At 38.9% G+C, this 19,963-nt stretch carries 15 protein-coding genes; 4 read left to right on the plus strand and 11 right to left on the minus strand.

The genetic code is table 11. The features are described from left to right. Positions 1-4 precede the first annotated feature (4 nt). The 4 genes from H5183_RS10000 to H5183_RS10015 all read right to left on the minus strand — a co-directional run bounded on the left by H5183_RS10000 (position 5) and on the right by H5183_RS10015 (position 4,166). Positions 5-388 carry a DUF3192 domain-containing protein gene (locus H5183_RS10000; protein ID WP_145235813.1) on the minus strand — a complete coding sequence of 128 codons (384 nt, stop codon included), beginning with the start codon at positions 386-388 and terminating at the stop codon, positions 5-7. A gap of 69 nt (positions 389-457) precedes the next feature. Further along, a complete protein-coding gene (gene xni, locus H5183_RS10005; protein WP_182731599.1) occupies positions 458-1,231 on the minus strand; it encodes a flap endonuclease Xni in 774 nt (257 codons plus the stop codon). Between the two features lie 14 nt (positions 1,232-1,245). Then, complete coding sequence (gene ppnN / locus H5183_RS10010) at positions 1,246-2,589, minus strand: nucleotide 5'-monophosphate nucleosidase PpnN (protein ID WP_182731600.1); 1,344 nt, start codon at positions 2,587-2,589, stop codon at positions 1,246-1,248. A gap of 41 nt (positions 2,590-2,630) precedes the next feature. After that, positions 2,631-4,166, minus strand: a complete 1,536-nt coding sequence (locus tag H5183_RS10015; protein ID WP_337119163.1) for a diguanylate cyclase — start codon at positions 4,164-4,166, stop codon at positions 2,631-2,633. A 217-nt stretch (positions 4,167-4,383) separates the two neighbouring features. On the opposite strand from H5183_RS10015, the gene H5183_RS10020 reads away from it, so the two are divergent. Beyond that, the gene (locus H5183_RS10020) at positions 4,384-6,168 is read left to right on the plus strand and encodes a M61 family metallopeptidase (protein WP_182731601.1); all 1,785 of its coding nucleotides are present in this window, start codon (positions 4,384-4,386) and stop codon (positions 6,166-6,168) included. Between the two features lie 21 nt (positions 6,169-6,189). On the opposite strand, the gene H5183_RS10025 is transcribed toward H5183_RS10020, so the two are convergent. Beyond that, entirely contained in the window at positions 6,190-6,990 is an 801-nt protein-coding gene (locus tag H5183_RS10025) for a glycosyltransferase family 25 protein (protein ID WP_182731602.1), read from the minus strand. Positions 6,991-7,207: 217 nt separating this feature from the next. On the opposite strand from H5183_RS10025, the gene H5183_RS10030 reads away from it, so the two are divergent. Next, complete coding sequence (locus H5183_RS10030) at positions 7,208-9,367, plus strand: S46 family peptidase (RefSeq protein ID WP_182731603.1); 2,160 nt, start codon at positions 7,208-7,210, stop codon at positions 9,365-9,367. A 150-nt stretch (positions 9,368-9,517) separates the two neighbouring features. Here the strand turns inward: H5183_RS10030 and H5183_RS10035 are convergent, their stop codons facing one another. Beyond that, positions 9,518-11,935 (minus strand): PAS domain S-box protein, encoded by a 2,418-nt coding sequence (locus tag H5183_RS10035; RefSeq protein WP_182731604.1) that lies wholly within the window; start codon positions 11,933-11,935, stop codon positions 9,518-9,520. A 506-nt stretch (positions 11,936-12,441) separates the two neighbouring features. Here H5183_RS10035 and H5183_RS10040 point away from each other — a divergent pair. Both H5183_RS10040 and H5183_RS10045 read left to right on the plus strand, forming a co-directional pair. Then, the gene (locus tag H5183_RS10040) at positions 12,442-13,713 is read left to right on the plus strand and encodes an O-acetylhomoserine aminocarboxypropyltransferase/cysteine synthase family protein (protein ID WP_182731605.1); all 1,272 of its coding nucleotides are present in this window, start codon (positions 12,442-12,444) and stop codon (positions 13,711-13,713) included. Positions 13,714-13,864: 151 nt separating this feature from the next. Continuing rightward, complete coding sequence (locus tag H5183_RS10045) at positions 13,865-14,524, plus strand: NADPH-dependent FMN reductase (protein WP_182731606.1); 660 nt, start codon at positions 13,865-13,867, stop codon at positions 14,522-14,524. Positions 14,525-14,528: 4 nt separating this feature from the next. Here the strand turns inward: H5183_RS10045 and H5183_RS10050 are convergent, their stop codons facing one another. The 5 genes from H5183_RS10050 to H5183_RS10070 all read right to left on the minus strand — a co-directional run bounded on the left by H5183_RS10050 (position 14,529) and on the right by H5183_RS10070 (position 19,065). Then, a complete protein-coding gene (locus H5183_RS10050; protein WP_182731607.1) occupies positions 14,529-14,717 on the minus strand; it encodes a DUF1289 domain-containing protein in 189 nt (62 codons plus the stop codon). A 53-nt stretch (positions 14,718-14,770) separates the two neighbouring features. Next, on the minus strand, positions 14,771-15,283 hold the full coding sequence (locus H5183_RS10055) for a hypothetical protein (protein ID WP_145235753.1): 513 nt from the start codon (positions 15,281-15,283) through the stop codon (positions 14,771-14,773). Between the two features lie 184 nt (positions 15,284-15,467). Next, positions 15,468-16,205, minus strand: a complete 738-nt coding sequence (locus H5183_RS10060; RefSeq protein ID WP_182731608.1) for a hypothetical protein — start codon at positions 16,203-16,205, stop codon at positions 15,468-15,470. Between the two features lie 319 nt (positions 16,206-16,524). Continuing rightward, a complete protein-coding gene (locus H5183_RS10065; RefSeq protein WP_182731609.1) occupies positions 16,525-17,982 on the minus strand; it encodes an aerolysin family beta-barrel pore-forming toxin in 1,458 nt (485 codons plus the stop codon). Between the two features lie 201 nt (positions 17,983-18,183). Continuing rightward, positions 18,184-19,065, minus strand: a complete 882-nt coding sequence (locus tag H5183_RS10070) for a LysR family transcriptional regulator (protein ID WP_182731610.1) — start codon at positions 19,063-19,065, stop codon at positions 18,184-18,186. Between the last annotated feature and the right edge of the window lie 898 nt (positions 19,066-19,963).

Here is a 19,963-nt window from a genome sequence, read left to right on the forward strand (position 1 = left end):
TCAATTACCCGCGTTGCTCAAATGCATCAAATGCACTTGGTCCCCACAAAATCAATTCGCCATTTTTAAACAGTAAACCAGTACACTCATCCATAGTCGTGATCCCATCTGATTTGATATGTTGAGTACGGTAAAAAATAATTTGCCATACCTCTTCGTTATCACGTTTAGCGAATGTTAGATCTGGACTGCCTAAATACTCTAATACAGTGTTTAAGTTAGTCGGTGTTTCGATACTTAATTTAGCGATATAACGTTTATTGAACGCTTCTCGGTCCTGCCATATCATCGCTTGCGGATCATCTTTATAAAAAGTAATGACCAAAGTAGCGATTAAGGCATATACACCTAAACCTAATATGAGATAGCGAAAAAACTTCTTAAACATTGTGCACTCTTACGCTGAGACTTAAATTCAGTATACGCATAGTTCAAATTCAGTGCTACGTGAATGCGATTAATTGAGTCTTAACTGCTTTAAACTAAAGCCTAAGTTAATATCTGTACGTAAACCAACCAAATGTTTCGAGGTAATATAGTCAGCCATTCCTGTTGCTAACTTTTTACGTACTGCTGCAGAGAACGTTTCATCCTCTATTGCGAATGTTATATCTGCGTGCTTACTAATAATCTCTTGTGCTGTTTTAGTACCAATTCCCTTAATACCAGGGATATCATTAGTTTTATCACCAGCCATTGCCCAAAAATCAATTAATCGAGCTTGCTCAACACCAAAACGTTGTACGATAGAGTGATGATCTAAATATTCTTTTTTAAAATAATCATACACATTAATATAATTATTTAAGCTAGGTAGAAACCCTTTATCAGTGGAAACAATTGTACAATACAACTGATTTTGCGCCATTTTATGGGCTAACGTGGCGATAATATCATCAGCTTCATCATTTACTGGGGCAAACACCACAATACCCGTTTGCTCAATTGCCTGTTTAAATTTATCTAATGAATTTTTCAGAGTTTCAGGCATGGGGGCACGGCTGCTTTTATATTGAGCGTAATAATGATAACGCCAGCTTTTATCACCATCAAATACAGCAATAGCATGTGTTGCTTGGGTGATCTTTATAAGTTTTTCACAAGCGTGAGCTACCCGCGCGCAGCAGGTATTTATCATTTGCTCATCACTGCCTTTATTTTGATTACTATCAACTGCATAAATGCGCCTAATTAAATTAAGCGCATCGATTAAAAGTAACTGACCTGACACGAATACATTAACCCTTATGCTTTGACTTCATAACATGGAACATATTGACTGCCTGGGAGTTTCATTCTTCCTTGCTCAACAAATGCTTGCAGCAGTTTATCCATGGCGTTCATTAAAGTCGGCTCACCGCTGATGATAAACCGGCCATGTTGTTTAATGGCTTGAATGCCTTCGTCTTTGACATTACCAGCAACAATACCAGAAAATGCACGGCGTAAATTAGCGGCTAGTAATTGCTTTTCTTGGTCTAAATGTAAATCAAGCCCAGCCATATTGGCATGAGTTGGCGCGAAAGGTTGCTGAAATTCATTTTCAATTTTTAACGTCCAGTTGAAGTAATATGCATCGCCCTGACTCTTGCGGTAATCACGCACATTTGCCATTGCAGATTTGAGTTTGATCCCAACTAATTCTGGGTTATCAATAATAACTTCAAATTTATCAAGCGCCTCTTTACCTAACGTCATTTCAATGAACTGGCATAATTCGCTAAAGTAATTTTCACTTTCTTTCGGCCCAGTTAAAATAACCGGTAACGACTGTTTGGCATTATCAGGGTGAAGTAAAATGCCAAGTAAATACAATAACTCTTCGGCAGTGCCAGCGCCGCCAGGAAAAATAATTATAGCGTGGGCGGTGCGTACAAAGGCTTCAAGGCGTTTTTCAATGTCTGGTAAAATAACTAGTTCATTGACGATCGGATTTGGTGGCTCTGCGGCAATAATACTAGGCTCTGTTAAACCTAAATAACGGTTGTTGGTGTTGCGCTGTTTTGCATGTCCAATGGTTGCGCCTTTCATCGGGCCTTTCATGGCACCGGGGCCACAGCCAGTACAAATATTTAAGCCTCGTAAACCAAGCTCGTAGCCTACTTGTTTAGTGTATTTATATTCGTTTTCATTAATTGAATGACCACCCCAGCAGACAATCATACTTGGATCGCTATTTACGCGAAGCGCTGCGGCATTACGCAACATATCAAAAACCATATGTGTAATGGCTTTTTGTTCGGTTAAATCTTTTTCGTATTTTTGACAAATAAATAAAATATCACGTATAACTGAGAAAATATGTTCATGAATTCCGGTGATTATTTCACCATCAACAAAAGCGGTAGTCGGAGGGTTCAGTAGCTCAATTTTTATGCCTCGCTCACGGCTTAGTAAGCGAATATCAAAATCTTGATATTTATTGTAAATCTCTGAGCTTGAGTCAGTATGACTGCCAACATTAAGAACAGCTAGCGCACAGTTTCTAAATAACTTATAGCGTTCACTGTTAGACGATTGTTCTAATAAATCAACTTCGAGCTGCGACAGTAAATCTAACACACCTGTCGGGTTTAACTGTATTAACATAGGCGTTCTCCTTGCTATAAAAAGCACTGGGTCGGTCGTAGTTATTCATTGATACACAAGCGATCACGACCGGTATTTTTTGCTTTGTAGAGGGCATCATCGGCGCGGTCAAAAGCGCCCAATGGGGTATCACCTTTTTTAAACTGAGTGGCACCGATAGAAACCGTTATCTCTACTTGTTTATCTCTGAACTTGAACGGAATTCCTTTCACCGCTCTTCTTAGTTTTTCAAGGGGTCTTTTAGCATGCTCTAAGGGCATACCTGGCATTAATAAAACGAATTCTTCACCGCCGTAGCGAGCAATGAAATCAGATTTTCGGATTGACATTTGCAATGCTTTAGCAATCACTTGTAACGTTTTATCTCCAGCGCTGTGACCGTATTTGTCGTTGATAGACTTAAAGTGATCAACATCAATCACCACTAAGGTGACATCTGATTCTTGTACTGCAAACAAATGAAACTCGTGATGAAAACGTTCGTCAAATGCAGCTCGATTTGGCAGTTTTGTAAGTCCATCAAGCAAACTTTTAAAACGTTGCTCATGCAGGCGTTTTTTGTATTTAGATAATTTTGTTTCGAGGCTGCCAATACGTTGATTTATTTCTTGGAAACTGCTTAATAGCATTTCACGGTCTTGCTGTTCAAGGCGCTCTTTTTCAATTAAGTCTTCGCTTAACGATTTTAATTCGTTATCAACTAAGGCTTTTAATGATGAGATTGAAGTGGCATTTTGGGTTTGTGCCGTCAGATTATTAATTTTACCTTCAATGCGCTTATTTAATGCTGTAAATTCAGCTCCCATTGCTTCTGAATGTTTACTTGTAGAGACAATCGAGTGATGTAATTCTTCGAGCGTTTGGTTCAATGACACTAAAAAACTTTGTGCTGATTGTCGCTCTTTACTGATATTACTGGCAATGATGCGAATAATATCTATTGCTGAGGTCAATAAATCATCAACTGAATCTGTTTCAGAGATATTATTTTTGATAGTTTTTACTTGATCTGCGGATTCATCTTCAAACACTAGATCATTAGCTAAATTTAATAACTCTTTTGCTAAACTGGGTTGTACAGCACTTTGTTGACCATCTGCAACAGTTAGTTTTACTTGTAATGCTTGATGATAAATAGTCACTAAACGATTAAGTAGCGGAATAAAATCCCGTGTCGATTGCACATTATTCAGTTCATGGTCTAGTAAATGACGCAACGTTCGGCGTGCATCATCCGGTAACCCTTTGGTTTTTTGTAGTAACTTGCCAGCATCGAGCACACTGTTATGAAGTTCACGCTGATGTGTAGCCTGTTGTGCTTCTTGGTTTTTTAGTAGTGTGAGAATCTCGTCTATGAGTGGCGCGAATAACTCAAAATCCACCCCTTTAGCCAGTGCACTACGAAACTTAGCTAAGCGATTATCAAGTTCAATATCCATCCCTTTACAGCTTAACGATAACTTAGCTGCAAAGTGTGTCAATGTGTCTACCTGATGCTTACGTGCATGTTCAACGACCATGCGAGTATCAATGGCTTGTTTAAGTTTTTTGTTTAAAACTTCGAGCTGTTGTGACACTAATAGTTACCGCCATTGATTAAATCTTTCATTGCTGTAAGTTTACAACAAAAATCGCACAAATGTAGTCAGTAAGTCAAAAACTTAGCATTTGTTGATGATTTTTATTCATTGAACCTATCTGCACGTGTATTTATCGCTTTTAATTCACATTCTCTATCATCATTGTTACGCTCAGGCACAATAAAATTAGTTGATATATGAATTAAGAGCCGCAATGAAAAAGTTTTTAGCATTATCGGTATTAGCCGCATTATCTCACTCGGCATGGGCCGATGTTAATTATTCGCTCGCTGTTACTCAACCTGAACATCATTTAGGCAACGTTAGCGTAGAATTCCCACAAACGGCACAAGCACATTTAGATGTAAAGTTGCCAGCTTGGCGAACAGGCCGTTACGAAATTTTGAACCTTGCAAACGGTGTGCGTTTTTTCGAAGCAACAGGTGAGAATGGCAAAGCATTAAGATGGGAAAAAATTGATGCTAGTACATGGCGAGTACATTTAGATAAACCAACGGAAGTTAAAATTGATTATCAAGTGTATGCCAATGAGTTAGGTAAACGCGCACGTCATATCGATGATAGTCACGCATTTATAGATGCATCAGGCTTTTTTATGTTTAGTGAATCATTTCGCCAAGAGCCAGTAACGGTCAAGCTAGATGTGCCGAAAGCATGGCGCTCAATATCAGGTATGGATAGTGCGGGCTCAAAGCATAGTTTTAAAGCCGCAGATTACGATGTATTAGTTGATTCGCCGATCGAAACGGGTATTAATCAACACCACACCTTTGCAGTTGATGGCCGCGATTATGAATTAGTGATTTGGGGAGAGGGCAACTATGATGTTGAGCAAATGCTTATCGATCTGAAAAAATTAGTCGCTACTGGTAATATTATTTGGGATGCTTACCCGTATCAACGTTATGTATTTATGATACATGCAACCTCAGGAGCAGGTGGCGCCACCGAGCATTTAAACTCAACGATTATCCAACGTCCGCGAGATCGTTTTGGTTCACGTGAGGATTACCTGGCTTTTATTAGCACCGCGGCACATGAATTTATCCATACTTGGAATGTAAAAGCATATAGACCTGAAGGTTTAGTTCCTTACGATTACACGCATATTAATTACGATAAACTATTATGGATAGCTGAAGGCTCAACCAGTTATTTTGAAGATCATTTAATGGTGCGGTCAGGGATTGCCACGACTGATGAATTTTTAAACGTGTTAACGAAAACCGTCAACCGTCATTTATTATCGCCAGGGCGCGAAGTACAAAGTGCCAGCGAAACCAGTTTTGATAAATGGATAAATCAAGGTGGTGACCATGCACGTAACTACAGTACTAATATTTACTCCGAAGGCTCATTGATTTCGATGGCCCTTGATATTGATTTACTTGAGAACAGCCAAGGTAAGCAAAGCTACCGTGATGTTCATCGTGCACTTTACAATCAATATAAAATGCCGCATGGCTTTACTGCAACTGACGTGAAAACTATTTTAAAACATTTAACGGGCCGCGATTACAGCCAGTGGTGGGCAAATAATGTTGATGCACCAGCAGATATTGATTTTGACGCACTGTTTAAAAAAGTAGGCTTAATGTTAGAGCGTCCAAAAGATGCAAAAGCCGTTGCCAGTGTTGATGCGATGGCAAAAAATACTGGTGAGTTATTAACTTTAACTCATGTGCGTCGCGATGGCGCTGCATGGCAAGCGGGTTTGACCAGCGATGACAAAATTGTGGCAATTAACAAAAAGCATGTTGGTAAAGATTTAAAATCAAGCTTAGAAACATTTAAAGCCGGGGATAAAGTAACCATTGATTTTATCCGCCGTGATGCACTGCAAAGCACCACGATAACGCTAGCACAAAGCTTTGATAAAGATAAAAAGCTGGTTGCTGACAAACAGGCAACTGCACAGCAAATGGCATTATTTAAAGCATGGATGGGTGTAGAGCACCCAAACCTCGCTAAAAAATAAATACTATTTAATGATTCTAGGTTATGAGTAAAAAGGAGCTGCGGCTCCTTTTTTGTACTTAGGATCATCGGGTAAAGCACGCTTAGTCTTTTTGATAAATGCCGCCGTTGCAAAGTGATTATTTACCGCGCTACTGAGTTGCTGACCTTTACGGGCTAAAAATGATTTTTTTACGCTGGCATTGCTACGCGACTTTATATCACTTACTTGCTCACAATCTTGAGAGACTGGATACGGCAGTAATGAATAGCCTGTTACTTGAGTTTCCCATATATGTTGTAGGTCACAATCAACAGGGCGGGCAAATGTCTTAGTAGCTGCTAATAATTGTTTCGCACCTTGATAACTGATTGCAGAAGCACAACATCCTGTCATCAGCTTTTTATGGATCACTAATTTTTGCTCAAACTGCAACGGTATCTGATACGCGATTTTGCGAGTACGGTTTTGATAAGCTGAGAGTTTTATCAGTTGCCAAGTGAGCGGTAATTGTTCAATATTTTTAATTGCACTATTAATACTCGTATCTAAGATAAAGTCATCTTCGAGCACAATTGCGTAATCAAGTTTTCTATCGACAATGGTTTGCCATGCTTTGCGATGGCTCAAGTAACAGCCAATCTGCCCAGCACTGAGCGGGTAATGGTATTTTTGTTTGTTGAGGCTAGGACTGTAATTAATTTCTTTTTGCGCTTGTGAAAGCATGGCGCCATCAATTGCATCTATACGCTCAAAACTTAGCCCATGTGCAGCTAATTGTCGCTGGCTGTTTGCTAATCGCTCCGTTGAACGAGCGAGGTTGATCAAAAAAATAGCAGTCATAATTAGGCCGTGCATTATTAATAATATTTAAATCCTAGCTATTGAAAATGACCAAATGATTGCATTGTTGTGTTGTTTTTATTGCCAATAGAGCTCGAAGAAGTATTTGTTTTCAGTATTTTGTTACACAATAGTGCAGCTATTTTGTCGCAGAAATATTGACCTTGCTAAGGCTGCACGCGTAACCTGTTATAGAAACAATAAAAAGGATAAAAAAATGCGTTTAAAACCACTCATAGCATCACTTGCTATTGCAGTATCGGGCACAACATTTGCTGATGAAGGCATGTGGCAACCACACCAACTTCCTGATCTAGAATCAATTCTAAAAGCCAAAGGACTAGAAATTGACGCAAAATCGATTTCTAAATTAACCGAGTTCCCAATGAATGCTGTGATAAGCCTTGGTGGCTGTACCGCGTCATTTGTATCGCCAAAAGGGCTGGTGGTTACCAATCATCACTGTGCTTATGGCTCAGTGCAGTACAACTCAACACCAGAGAACAATATTTTAGAAAACGGTTTTTTAGCAACAACACCGGCTGAAGACTTACCAGCGGCACCCGGCTCTAGAGTGTATGTAACTGAAACAGTTACCGACGTGACTAAAAAAGTAATAAAAGGCACTGAAAAACTCAGCGCAAAAGCGCGCTACGACGCGCTAGAGAAAAACGAAAAAGCGTTAGTGTCAGCATGTGAAGCTGACGATAATTATCGCTGTAATGTGTATTCATTCCACGGTGGTCTAGAGTTTTACTTAATCAAATCACTAGAAATTAAAGATGTACGCTTAGCATACGCGCCTGCCATGGGCGTAGGTAAGTACGGTGGCGATATCGATAACTGGATGTGGCCGCGCCATACCGGCGACTTTTCATTTTATCGAGCATATGTAGGTAAAGACGGCAAACCGGCTGAATTTAGCGAAGACAATGTACCTTATGTGCCTGATTCATATCTAAGTGTCAGTGCTAAAGGCGTCCAAGATGGCGACTTTGTTATGGTAGCAGGCTATCCTGGGCGCACTAACCGTTACCGCATTGCTGCTGAAGTTGATTATGTATTTAATACCAGCTATCCAAAATCACGCGAGCATAATTCAAAATATGTCGCTTTGATTGAAGAAAACTCAGAAGATGGCAGCAAAGCCCGCATCGCCTACGAAAGTACTATAGCGGGCTACAACAACTATATTAAAAACTACGGTTCAATGATCGAAAGCTTTAATAAAGGCACGATGTATGAGCGTAAAAAGCAATTTGAACAAGATCTCACCGCGTGGATAAACAGCGACCGTAAGCGTAAAAAACAATACGGTAAAGTGTTAAATGAACTGTCGGCGTTAGTAGCTCAATCGCAACAGCACAATGAGCGTGATCGTATGCTTGGCTATGTACACCGCTCACAAATGATCAGTACCGCACGTAGCTTATATCGCTTAGCGTATGAGCAACAAAAACCTGATAACGAACGTGAATCTGGCTATCAAGAACGCGATTTACCAAGACTTGAAGCCGGTTTAAAGCGCATGAGTCGCCGTTTTGATGCAAACGTTGATAAAGCAATTTTACTGCACTTTTTAGAGCTGTACGCTGCCTTGCCAAAACAAGAGCATTTTGCAGAAGTTGATAAAGCCTTTAAACTAGAAAACGGCTTTGATGCAGCTAAACACAGTGCATTGCTATCGAAAATGTATGCTAATTCAACACTTAATGATGAAGAGGTGCGCATTGCATTATCTCAGCAATCATTTGCTGAGCTTGAACAAAACCAAGACCCATTCATTCAATATGCGAAGGCTATCTTTGCCGTAATGAAAGCTGAAGAAGACAAAGACAAAGCACTTGCAGGTAAACTACAAGCGGCGCGTCCACAGCTAATGAGTGCCATCATAGCGTTTAATGAAGCACAAAATAAACCTGTGTATGCAGATGCGAATAGCACATTACGTGTAACGTATGGCACTGTTGGAGGCTATTCACCGCAAGACGGTTTGCTCGCAACACCGTTTACAACACTTGAAGGGCTACTAGCAAAAAACACCAATGTTGATCCATTTAACGCGCCTGAAAAACTGCAACAGCAAATCAAGACTAAAATATTTGGTGACTACACCGGTGGCATGAATACCGTACCGGTTAACTTTTTATCAAATGTTGATACTACCGGTGGTAATTCAGGTTCACCTACGCTAAACGGCAAAGCCGAACTGGTAGGCTTATTATTTGACGGCGTGTACGAAAGTATTATCGGCGATTGGGATTATAATCCAGCACTTAATCGCTCAATCCATGTTGATTCACGTTACATGCTGTGGGTGATGGATAAAGTAGATAACGCACAAAACCTATTAGACGAAATGAAAATCGTAAAATAAGTAATGAGTAAAATAGTAGGGCGCTTACCATAACGGTAAGCGCCTTTTTTAATAAGTATAATTTGTAATGACTTATGTCTACTTTTTGCTATGAGCGGAAGTTGATTTGCCGAAGCCGAACTGGCAATAAAGCACAAACAAAGCAAGTACTTACTTTATAAATGAGCTCAGAACACCGTATAGGGTAGCAATATCAATTGGTTTTGCTATATGTGCATCAAATCCTTGGCTTAAATAATCAGCAACGTCATCAATCATTACATTTGCGGTTAGTGCAATTATCGGTATATGCTTATTGAAATTAATGATATTTTTCATTGCTTCAACACCATCCATTTCAGGCATTTGTATATCCATAAGTATCAAATCAAAGTCCTTTTCTTTAGCTGCTTCTACTGCCTGTTTACCGTTATCTACAATAGTTAATGATGCATTAGTGCCTTCGAGCATTGACTGAATGACAATTTGATTGATTTCGTTATCCTCAGCAATTAGTATTTTCTTTCCCCTCAACGGCGGCGGAGTCATAGATTTTTGTACGAAAGAGCTGACACTCTTATTGGTTATAGTTAATGGTAATATGACTCTTATAGTGGTGCCTCTACCCACATTGCTTTTTACATCGATAGTGCCTCTCATCATAAGAATAAGACTGAGGGTAATCGACATACCCAGCCCAGTTCCACCAAATTTACGTGTTGTTGAGTTGTCTGCCTGTGAAAAACGATCAAATATACGAGCTTGAGCTTCCTCACTCATTCCAACTCCTGTATCAGCCACTTCAAGACTAATAGCCTGCTTTTCTTGGTAAAGAGTTTCGCTCAAGTGAATGTTTACGCTACCCTTTTCAGTAAACTTAACAGCATTCGACACAAGATTGAGTAATATTTGCTTAACACGGACAATGTCTCCTAACCAGTGATCATTAAAATTTTCATCAATATTACTGACAAGTTTAATACCCTTATTACTGACTATGCTGTCCACTTCAAATTTCACAGATTTAATTATATCGCTAATCGAGAAAGGCTCTTGCTCTAGGCTTAGTTTATTGCTCTCTATCTTTGAGTAATCCAAAATATCGTTGATAATGGTTAACAGCGATTTAGAAGACGATACTGCATTTTTAAGCATTACTTTGGACTTGGCATCGAGATACTCAGTATTGACCATCTGCAGTCCGCCTAAAATTGCATTCATGGGCGTACGTATCTCATGGCTCATATTTGACAAAAATTCACTTTTCGTTTGGGTTGCCTGCTCAGCTTTTTGCTTAGCTACTTCTAGCTCATTTATCGCATTTATTTTATCTGTAATGTCGTAATTTACACCGATGACTTTTAGAGCGTTGCCATCATTATCTCTAATAACTTCTGCGCTAGCTTTGATTGTTCTTACCTGCCCGTTTGGATGTACTACTCTAAACTCTGGATTAAAAGCACCTAAACCTGATACGGCATCCTCTAATTGTTTGTTAGACTCTTCCATATCATCAGGGTGAAGACTATGAGTCCAAGCTTCATAAGCACCAGAAAAACAATTCTCTGTAATGCCATACAGCTTGTACATCCATTCATCCCAGATTAATTCTCCCGAAATGACATCCCACTCCCACACACCAATTTGAGCTGAGTCATTTGCCAATTTCATTCTCAGAGAACTGGTTTCAGCTTGGTTTTTTGCTATTTGTAATTCGGTTTCTATCTGTTTCTGATGGGAAGTATCTTGGATGACAGAGCAAATCAGCTCATCGCCATTTGCACTCTTAATTATAACGCCCGACAATTGTACGGGGTATTCATAACCCTTTTTATGAATATATTCTTTATAGTAAGGTCCGTAACGGCCTGTTTCTGAGAGGGATTTTAGTTGTTCTTTTTCTTGTTCTTCGTACTTTTTTGGTGTCAACTTCCAATAGTCCATTTGATTTAGTTCGTCTTTGTCATAACCACTAAAACGACTCAGTTCCTTGTTAACATACTCAAATAAACCATTATCTAACCTATTAATTGCAATGCCTACCGGCGCTAAGCTAAAAAACTGTTCAAATTTTTCTTTTTCCTCATTGAAAGCGTAGCTAATTCGTTCTATGTCTGTTGAAGCACTATGCAATTTGTTTTGCGTCTCAACTAATTCACTAATGTCTCTACCTATGGCTAAAATAAAAGCATCACCATCCACATTTAATACAGTCAGAGATACAAGGCATGGAAAAGATGAGCCGTCTAATCGAGAGTGAACCCACTGAAACAGCTGTGGCCCTTTAGTCAGAGTATTTTCAATGTGTTCTGCGGCTATTTCCTCTGAACGTCTGCCACATGGTTGATACTCAGGTGAGATATCAGAAGGCTTTAAATTAATAAAGTTGTCTTTACTTTCCACGCCGTGCATATTGATTGCAGCTTGGTTACATTCTGTGAATTTACCAGATTTCAGGTCGATTATTGATAGTGCGTCCCCAGATACTTCAAACAACTTCTTATACTTTATATTTTCAGCTCTAGCGTTTGCAAGCTGAACTTTAAGCTGGTCAATCTCCGCTTCGAGATCGTTTGTGGGATTACTCATAAGAACTCACTGTTAATTGTGTTTTTTCTTTTCCTATATATAACAATAGCTATAGTCCATTTTTTGTAAAAACAGAAGTTTTAAATAGAGAGTATTGAGTGGCTATTTCCTTATAGTACCGTTTGACGAGAATCAATATTTTTTCAAATAGCTACAAACTACGAGAAGATAATTATAGTTGGCTGTAATGATAAGTGAAAAATACAACAGATTATTGTTCTTTTTATTTTTTATAGTTAATGAGTCCAGAGGACGCTCTGGAGTTAAGATACGTTCAATCAGTCTACGCACGCTTCACAGCCTTAGCAGACTAAACCATAATAAACAGCTATGTCCACTTTCTTAAGAAAAACAGGTGTTCGTTTAAGATGGAACGAACTAACATAATTCGCTCTTAGCAGAATTTAACTTAAATCTAATTACTTCAACATCCTTTAATATATTTCATGTGCACTTTGTGAGCGATAAATGCTAGCTTAAGGGTAACCCTATTGAAGGAAATAATTATGAAACTTGAGTCTTTAGCGCTGCATCACGGTTATGAATCTGAACCTACAACTAAATCGGCGGCGGTGCCGATTTATAATACCTCATCGTATACGTTTGATAGTACTCAACATGGTGCTGATTTATTCGATTTAAAAGTACCTGGGAATATTTATACCCGCATTATGAATCCGACCAATGCGGTGCTTGAACAGCGTATTGCGGCCATGGAAGGGGGCATTGGTGCGCTTGCTGTGGCCTCTGGTATGGCGGCCATCACTTACGCAATTCAATGTTTGTGTGAAGTGGGCACTAATATTGTCAGTACCAGCCAAGTGTATGGTGGTACTTATAACTTATTTGCCCATAGTCTACCTCGCCAAGGTATTGAAGCGCGGATGATTAAAGCGGATGACTTTGCCGGTTTTGAAAACGCGATTGATGAGAATACCCGCGCGGTTTTTTGTGAGTCGATTGGTAACCCTGCAGGGAATATTGTTGATATCGCTCGATTAGCTAAAATAGCCCATAGCAAAGGCGTGCCGCTGATTGTAGATAACACAGTGGCAACGCCCTATTTATGCCGGCCATTTGAGTTGGGTGCCGATATTGTGGTGCATTCGCTTACTAAATATATTAACGGTCATGGTACTGCTATAGGCGGCATGATTGTTGATTCGGGTAAGTTTGACTGGAAAGCCAATGCCACTCGTTTTGCGATGATGAATGAGCCTGATCCGTCGTATCATAATGTGGTTTATACCGATGCTTTTGCTGAAGCGGCGTTTATTGGTCGCTGCCGCGTTGTTCCACTTAGAAATACCGGTGCGGCACTTGCGCCTAAAAACGCCTCTGACATTTTAATTGGTCTTGAAACTTTAGGGCTAAGAATGCAGCGCCACTGTGAAAACGCGCAACAGCTTGCTGAATACCTAGATAATCACCCTAAGGTGCTTTGGGTTAATTACGCGGGGTTAGCGTCAAGTCCCTATAACGCAATGAGTAAAACAACCACTAGTGGCAAAGCGTCTGGTATTTTAAGCTTTGGGATAGCGGGTGGTCTTGAAGCTGGCACTCGCTTTATTGATGCGCTGAATATGATTTTACGTTTAGTAAATATCGGTGATGCAAAGTCATTGGCTTGCCACCCAGCATCAACCACGCATCGACAATTAAATGATGAAGAATTGGCGAACGCAGGGGTTAGCCGCGATTTAATTCGTTTATCAGTGGGTATTGAAAACATCGACGATATCATTGCTGATGTAAGCCAAGCGCTCGATAAAGCTTAGTAATGTTAGCTACAGGGGTAAAGCGTGATCCACATTAATGTTTAAACATGCATTTTATGTTTTGCTTGTAAGGTAGGTTTTATTTATAACCTACCGCACAAATTTACGTTTATATTCGTATATTGATTTAAATAAAATGGAGTGCCAGTACATGAAACTATTAATTTTTTTAGGTTCAGTTCGAAAAAGTTCGCCACCTAAGCCGGCACGTCTCGGTGAAAGAGTTGCCAAGGCATGCCAACGCTGTTTGCTTGAGCAGTACAATGATCACGATATTGAACTGATAGATCCGCTAGACTATGAGCTGGACCCTATATTCAAACCGCACTTTGCTTATTCACAAGCCGAGGTGCCTAAAAAACTCGATGACCTAGCGGAAAAAATTAAAGCCTGTGATGGTTTTATTATGGTCAGCCCTGAGTACAATCATTCAATGAGTCCAGCATTGGCTAATCTATTAAACCATTTTGGTAGCTCTTTATTTGCTTACAAACCCAGCGTTATTGTTACGTATTCTGCGGGGCAGTGGGGTGGCGTTCGTGCCGCTGTTGGGATGCGCAGTTTTTTAAGTGAACTTGGGTGTTTGCCGGTGTCGGCTATGATCCATGTGCCAAAAGCACAGGATGTATTTATTGAAAGTGGTGAAACAAACAATGAGGCAGAGCAAGCATCATGGCGCGAATATTTTTCGCGGTCGTTTAATCAGTTACTGTGGTGGGCTGAGGCAGCAAGTAAGCAACGCGAGCAGGTTGACCCTAAGCAATTAATTAAAGACTTTAAACGCGACCCGTCGCAACGCAATGCACCTTAATAAGCTATGGGGTATTAGCATCCTCTCTAGGAGTATCTAAAATAACTTGTTTCTCTTGGTCTGATAAAATGATCCAATCAAATATTTCGTCGCTAGTTCGGCCGCAGCCGCTGCAATAGCCTTTGAGGCGGTGGCATTTCCCAATGCAGTCGGTTTTTAATAGCGATGAACTTTTTTGGGGTGTTGAATTCATAAATCCTTAGCCAAGCAGGCCAACATTTGCTGACCTGTTTTATGGTTTTAATGCTATTTATTTGCTACCGATTTACCTACTTCAAATGAGGTAGACCAAGGCGTCGAGCGAGATAATGTTTTTCCGGTATGAATTGAAATAGCTGGGTTTTTTTCATCAAGTACAAAGGTAGTGCGTAATGAATCAGCAGATTCTTTTTGTTGTTCGTGCCAGTTATTTTGCGCTAAACAAGCTCGGGTGAAATCAACAGCCTTTTGATGAATGGCCACCGCTTGCGTTTGTTCTTGGTAATTATCTTGGCAACGATAAGTCACTGTATCGGCATCCAAAGCACTGATTTGGCATGCTTCACCAACGAGATTGTATTTAGCTGTCCAAGTTTCTGCGTACTTTGTATTCACGCGGGTGCGCTTTAACACTTCAAAACGTGAGTCGTAGGCGGCTAATAAACCATTGATTTTTTCACAAGGCGTGAGGTTATCAATACTTGCTTTTTGCTCTGTTGTTAAGCTGCTACAACCCGATAAAATAAGGCCTGTTAATAATACCGATAAATACTTTTTCATAGTGGACTATCCTTTTATGATAGCTAATCCTTCGTAGTTGCTTAAAGGATACCTAAGGGCTTGAAAAAATGCCATTAAAGACGTGAAAATAAAATTATTGCATGACTTATATCAAACGTTTTAGCGCAATTTTTTAAATTTTTTTGCCCCAAAACTAAGTATTTCTTTAAGCAAACGCAGCCACTTATAGATTTTGAATAGGCACATTTTTTATTGTAACGCTACCTGAACCATCAGCAAGTAAAGTAAAATCGCCTGCTTTGTTAACATAAATACCACCAGATCCATCGGTTACTGTTACTTTGCCGACAATGTTTTGCACATCGATATTACCCGACCCATCATGAATGATTACATCACCTTGAGTGTTTGCCAGTTCAATACTGCCAGAGCCGTCATGGATGTTTACACTGTCAGTAATATTGCTCGCAGTGATTGCGCCTGAGCCATCTTCAATGGTTAATTGACCCGAAATATTATTGATTATAATTGCGCCAGAACCATCATGAATGCTAGTAGCAGCTGCATTTTCAATCGAGATCTCGCCTGATCCATCGGTAATATCAAGTAAGAATGTTGCTGGTAGCGACACCGTTAGATCTATGCGCGTATGATCTTCACTGTGGTTATCACAATTATTCGCAGTTAATTTTGCTGTGTTGCCACTATTATCTAAAGTAAGGCAGTAGTTGTCATGCGCTTCATATTGATAAATTTCAGCCTTTACCGTCACAGTGTCGGTATTACTGCCTACGATATGTAAAAAACCCGAACCGGCTTCAACATTTAATGCTGATAGTGATTGAGCATCAAGGGTAAGCTTTTTTGTGTCTTGTAGCGTCATCTCGTTATTCCAAGCCAAAGCTTGAGCTGATAGCAGTGCAGCGCCAATCAGAGTCACTCGTGTGAATGCGTTAATCATTATTATTCCCTTTCATTTTTTTGCTGTTTTAAGTTTAGTCGCATAGAGCGACTAAAAAGGTTTAAAGAGGGGGAATTATTTTTAGTCGCTAAAAATAATAAGACAATAATAAATGTTTTTGTAAACCCAACCCACTGTTATTGTATGATTTTATGGTGATTCACTTTTCATGACGAGAGCAAAAAAATGCCTGGTTTGACTAGGTATTAACCTCTTACTATCACTTAAATGCTCAGTGCTTAGGGCTTGGTTTACTTTTTGAATTAAGTAATACATAGCTGGGATCTTACTTTACTAAGAGCCCAGCATTTTAGTTTATTTATAAATCAATCATTTCAATGTTAACAACGACATTTTTAAAACCAGCGTCTTCTAGTTCTTGTTTGAGCTTGTCAGCACTGGAGTAATCTACATGAGAAGTACTGGGCTTAACGCGTAGGTTACTTGGCAGCGGAGTTTCATCGCCAAAATATACATTACCAGCAAATTGGCTTTGTGCATAAAAGTGACCCGTTAACGTGGTTTTTTTAGGCCTCAAAATATGACTTAAATGATATTGCATTGTTGATAAGCTGGTTTGTTCTATCATCCATGGCCAATCCCATTTTTTATTTTCACCTGGTATGTATCTATGCTCCCATTGGTAAGGGATGCTTTTTTCTTGTCCAGCCCAGCGGCCAATAACAAAATTTGCATTTTCGGTCGGTCTGTTTTCAGGGTGACTTAACAAAGCATTGCCGCCCCAGCGCATAAAGCCATTTATTGATACGTTGTAGGTAATATCAGCATCAAACTCATAAGGGTAAGATATCGAGGATTTAAATAAATCAACTTTAGCGTTTACGCTAGTATTGGCAGGAATATTTGTTCTAGCTTGAACAGCAACACGCTGGCTTTCTGAGCCGCCATTACTTGTTCCCCATGCTTGACCTGCAGAAATAGTGACCGAAAGCGAGGTGTCTGAACCTCCTGTAACAGAAGGAGACTTCCATGTGTTTGCTAAGGTAACCGATTCAGAAATACTATAGTCATTTGTTTTTGACCAATTAGTTGATGCATCATATTCTATGGTAACTACTGACATTTGATCTACGGAGGTGTCGTTAATAGCAGGTACTGTGAGCGTTTTAACAAGCTCTTTATCAGCCGATACAATGTCGCCAGTTATTCTATATGATTCGGTATCCATGACATATTCGAAGTTAGATACAGTGATTGCCGTTTTTTCGCCGCACCGATATCCAGAACAACTCCCGCCGTTGTAACCTTGAATTGTCCAGCCTGAACCTGATTTAGTTACCTCCATATCTTCACCAACGTAATTAGATCGATTACCGCCTACCCATGCAAAGCCCATATAATGTGCAAGGTATGAAAGAGGTTTAATAAACGATTCTTTTTGGTTAACTAAATCCCATTCTATTTGGCTTTGGCTACCAGGTGCAATTTTAAGGGCGCTTAGTGATGGAATTTCATTGACTGGATTTTTAGGGTAACACCACGAATTAGAGGCAGAACCTCGTTTTATCTCCCCTGCATATCCAGAGCCCATAATTACCCAACCATCAGCCAATCCTGTTATTTGCCATTTGCCCATTTTATTAACAATGTCGCTTCTGTAAATCTGTGCTTCAGAGTGAGTTATTAAGCGATTGTTTGTGGAGCAAACACCCATCCCTAAATTTTCATATTCTAGTTGGTCTGGGTAAATTACTGTGGTGTTGGCACTTGCAGCACTGCTTAACCCAAATAGTAAGAGTGGTAATGTTTTTTTCATATAGTTATGTCCTTTAAAAGTTAGATATAGTCTAGGTCCATTTATTAATTTAAACGTATATAGCGTTGGACCAATTTTGATTTTAAATATCTACAAACTTATTAATAGGGGCATAAATGAAAGTTGATTTTTCAAAAATATTAGTTGCTTTAGCAGCCATAAATTAATTTTTTAGCGTTCAAATAACAAAAAATAATAGTGTTATATCTTTAATCCGTTCAGTGAGTGCTCTAAGAAATCAATTAAATAACGTGTGCTTTTTGGGATTAATTTATCAGGCCAAATTAAGTTAATATCGCGTTTTATTGGCTTTAAGTGTGCTAATACCTCAACTAAGCTACTGTCTTTAATATGAGGTAACAAACAATATTTAGGGCCATAATAAACACCTCTTCCTTCAATAGCTGCTAAGGCACACATTTCTATGTCGTTAGAGATAAAGTTGGGTTGAGGTTTAAAAATAATCTTTTCGTTATTATTCGATCTAAAAGACCAGTTTTCGAAAGGTGAGCAGGATATGTGGGGTAATTTAGCTAAATCGTTTAGGTTAGTAGGGCCGCCATAATTTTCGATTAAACTTGCAGAGCAGGCTAAAACAAAACTCATTTGATTGATTACTTTACCTATATTTTGCGAACTTTCTAAGTGTCCTATTCTGATTGCGAGGTCAAATTCAGTTTTTTTTAAGTCCAAACGTTCGTCAGATAGCATCATATGAATTTTAATATTTGGATATAATGCAATGAATTGATTTATCACACCTGAAAAATACACACTTTTTATAAAATTTTGTGGCGCTACAAGCTTTATTGTACTTACTTTATGTTCACTAGTACTTTTAAAGTTACTTAGAATGCTTTGTAAACCTTCAACATGAATAAGGCATTGACTATAAAAGTTCTTTCCTGGTTCTGTTAATCGCAAACAGCCTTTTTCACGATAAAATAATGCTAAAGATAAATCTTCTTCTAATTTCTTTATTCTTCTTTGTAAGGTTGGTAAAGGAATATTTAACTTCACAGATGCTTCATGAAATGTTTTATATTGATTAGTCTTAATAAAAAGTGCGACGATATCAAGCAAGATAAATCTCCTGTAAAAATTGAATAGCAGTGATAAACTGATTGTTATATTACCAGTGTTAATTTTTACAAATTAGATCATTTATTTAACATACGCAATAGTACTTTTTATAGCAACAACTATATTTAAGCCGAAATTAAACATGTTGGAATGCCATTAACATTAACGCTGTTTTAGCTAACAAAAATAAAATGGCATCCATCTTATAATTTGTATTGTATCAAATTACTTACTAATTGCTTTAGCGCAATAAATGAACCGATTTTGACATTGCTACAACAAGAAAGTCATATAAGTATGGCTAAGAAAAAGTCGAAAAATAAATGCTAAAGCAACAGTTATCCCCTTATATAGTTATATAAAGCTATAGATTCGTTAAAGAAGTGTTTTAATTAAATTGAGCTAAGTAACCTAAGCATTGGAGAATAAAGCTACCTGCGGTCGCAGAGTCAAGTGATTATTTGAATTTTCAACAAACACTGAGGTAAAGTAATACAGCGTGTTAATTTTATAATGTCTTGTTTTAAAGCTTAAAATGGGTGTGTTTTTAGTACTTTGCGAGACAAAAATACCAAACTATGCGATGACCATAACATTAGGACGTGTTGACCTTTCGTGTTTTATTTTGCAGCAGTATGTTTGATATTCAGGCAAGGCAGAGCCTATGTAGTGTGGTTGTTCCCCATAAATAGGAAATAACGCAGTATAAATGCCAAACATGCGCTGCCCGAAGGGTTCTATCTAGGGGCAATTAACCATTTGTTACTTACTTGAATGTCATAGGTAGGTACTTAAGAAAAATATTAAGTACAGCCTTAAAAATTTGGCTCTACCCCATACTGAAATACTCCTGTTTTTCGATCGCGTTTGGGGTGCGCCCTAGCTGCATTTTTCCTCA

Source organism: Pseudoalteromonas sp. SR44-8, assembly GCF_014163635.1.
GTDB lineage: Bacteria > Pseudomonadota > Gammaproteobacteria > Enterobacterales > Alteromonadaceae > Pseudoalteromonas > Pseudoalteromonas rhizosphaerae.

Coding starts and splice junctions, on each gene's coding strand:
- H5183_RS10000 (WP_145235813.1), bottom strand. CDS start 388: ATGTTTAAGAAGTTTTTTCGCTATCTCATATTAGGTTTAGGTGTATAT.
- ppnN (WP_182731600.1), bottom strand. CDS start 2,589: ATGTTAATACAGTTAAACCCGACAGGTGTGTTAGATTTACTGTCGCAG.
- H5183_RS10020 (WP_182731601.1), top strand. CDS start 4,384: ATGAAAAAGTTTTTAGCATTATCGGTATTAGCCGCATTATCTCACTCG.
- H5183_RS10025 (WP_182731602.1), bottom strand. CDS start 6,990: ATGACTGCTATTTTTTTGATCAACCTCGCTCGTTCAACGGAGCGATTA.
- H5183_RS10030 (WP_182731603.1), top strand. CDS start 7,208: ATGCGTTTAAAACCACTCATAGCATCACTTGCTATTGCAGTATCGGGC.
- H5183_RS10035 (WP_182731604.1), bottom strand. CDS start 11,935: ATGAGTAATCCCACAAACGATCTCGAAGCGGAGATTGACCAGCTTAAA.
- H5183_RS10040 (WP_182731605.1), top strand. CDS start 12,442: ATGAAACTTGAGTCTTTAGCGCTGCATCACGGTTATGAATCTGAACCT.
- H5183_RS10045 (WP_182731606.1), top strand. CDS start 13,865: ATGAAACTATTAATTTTTTTAGGTTCAGTTCGAAAAAGTTCGCCACCT.
- H5183_RS10050 (WP_182731607.1), bottom strand. CDS start 14,717: ATGAATTCAACACCCCAAAAAAGTTCATCGCTATTAAAAACCGACTGC.
- H5183_RS10055 (WP_145235753.1), bottom strand. CDS start 15,283: ATGAAAAAGTATTTATCGGTATTATTAACAGGCCTTATTTTATCGGGT.
- H5183_RS10060 (WP_182731608.1), bottom strand. CDS start 16,205: ATGATTAACGCATTCACACGAGTGACTCTGATTGGCGCTGCACTGCTA.
- H5183_RS10065 (WP_182731609.1), bottom strand. CDS start 17,982: ATGAAAAAAACATTACCACTCTTACTATTTGGGTTAAGCAGTGCTGCA.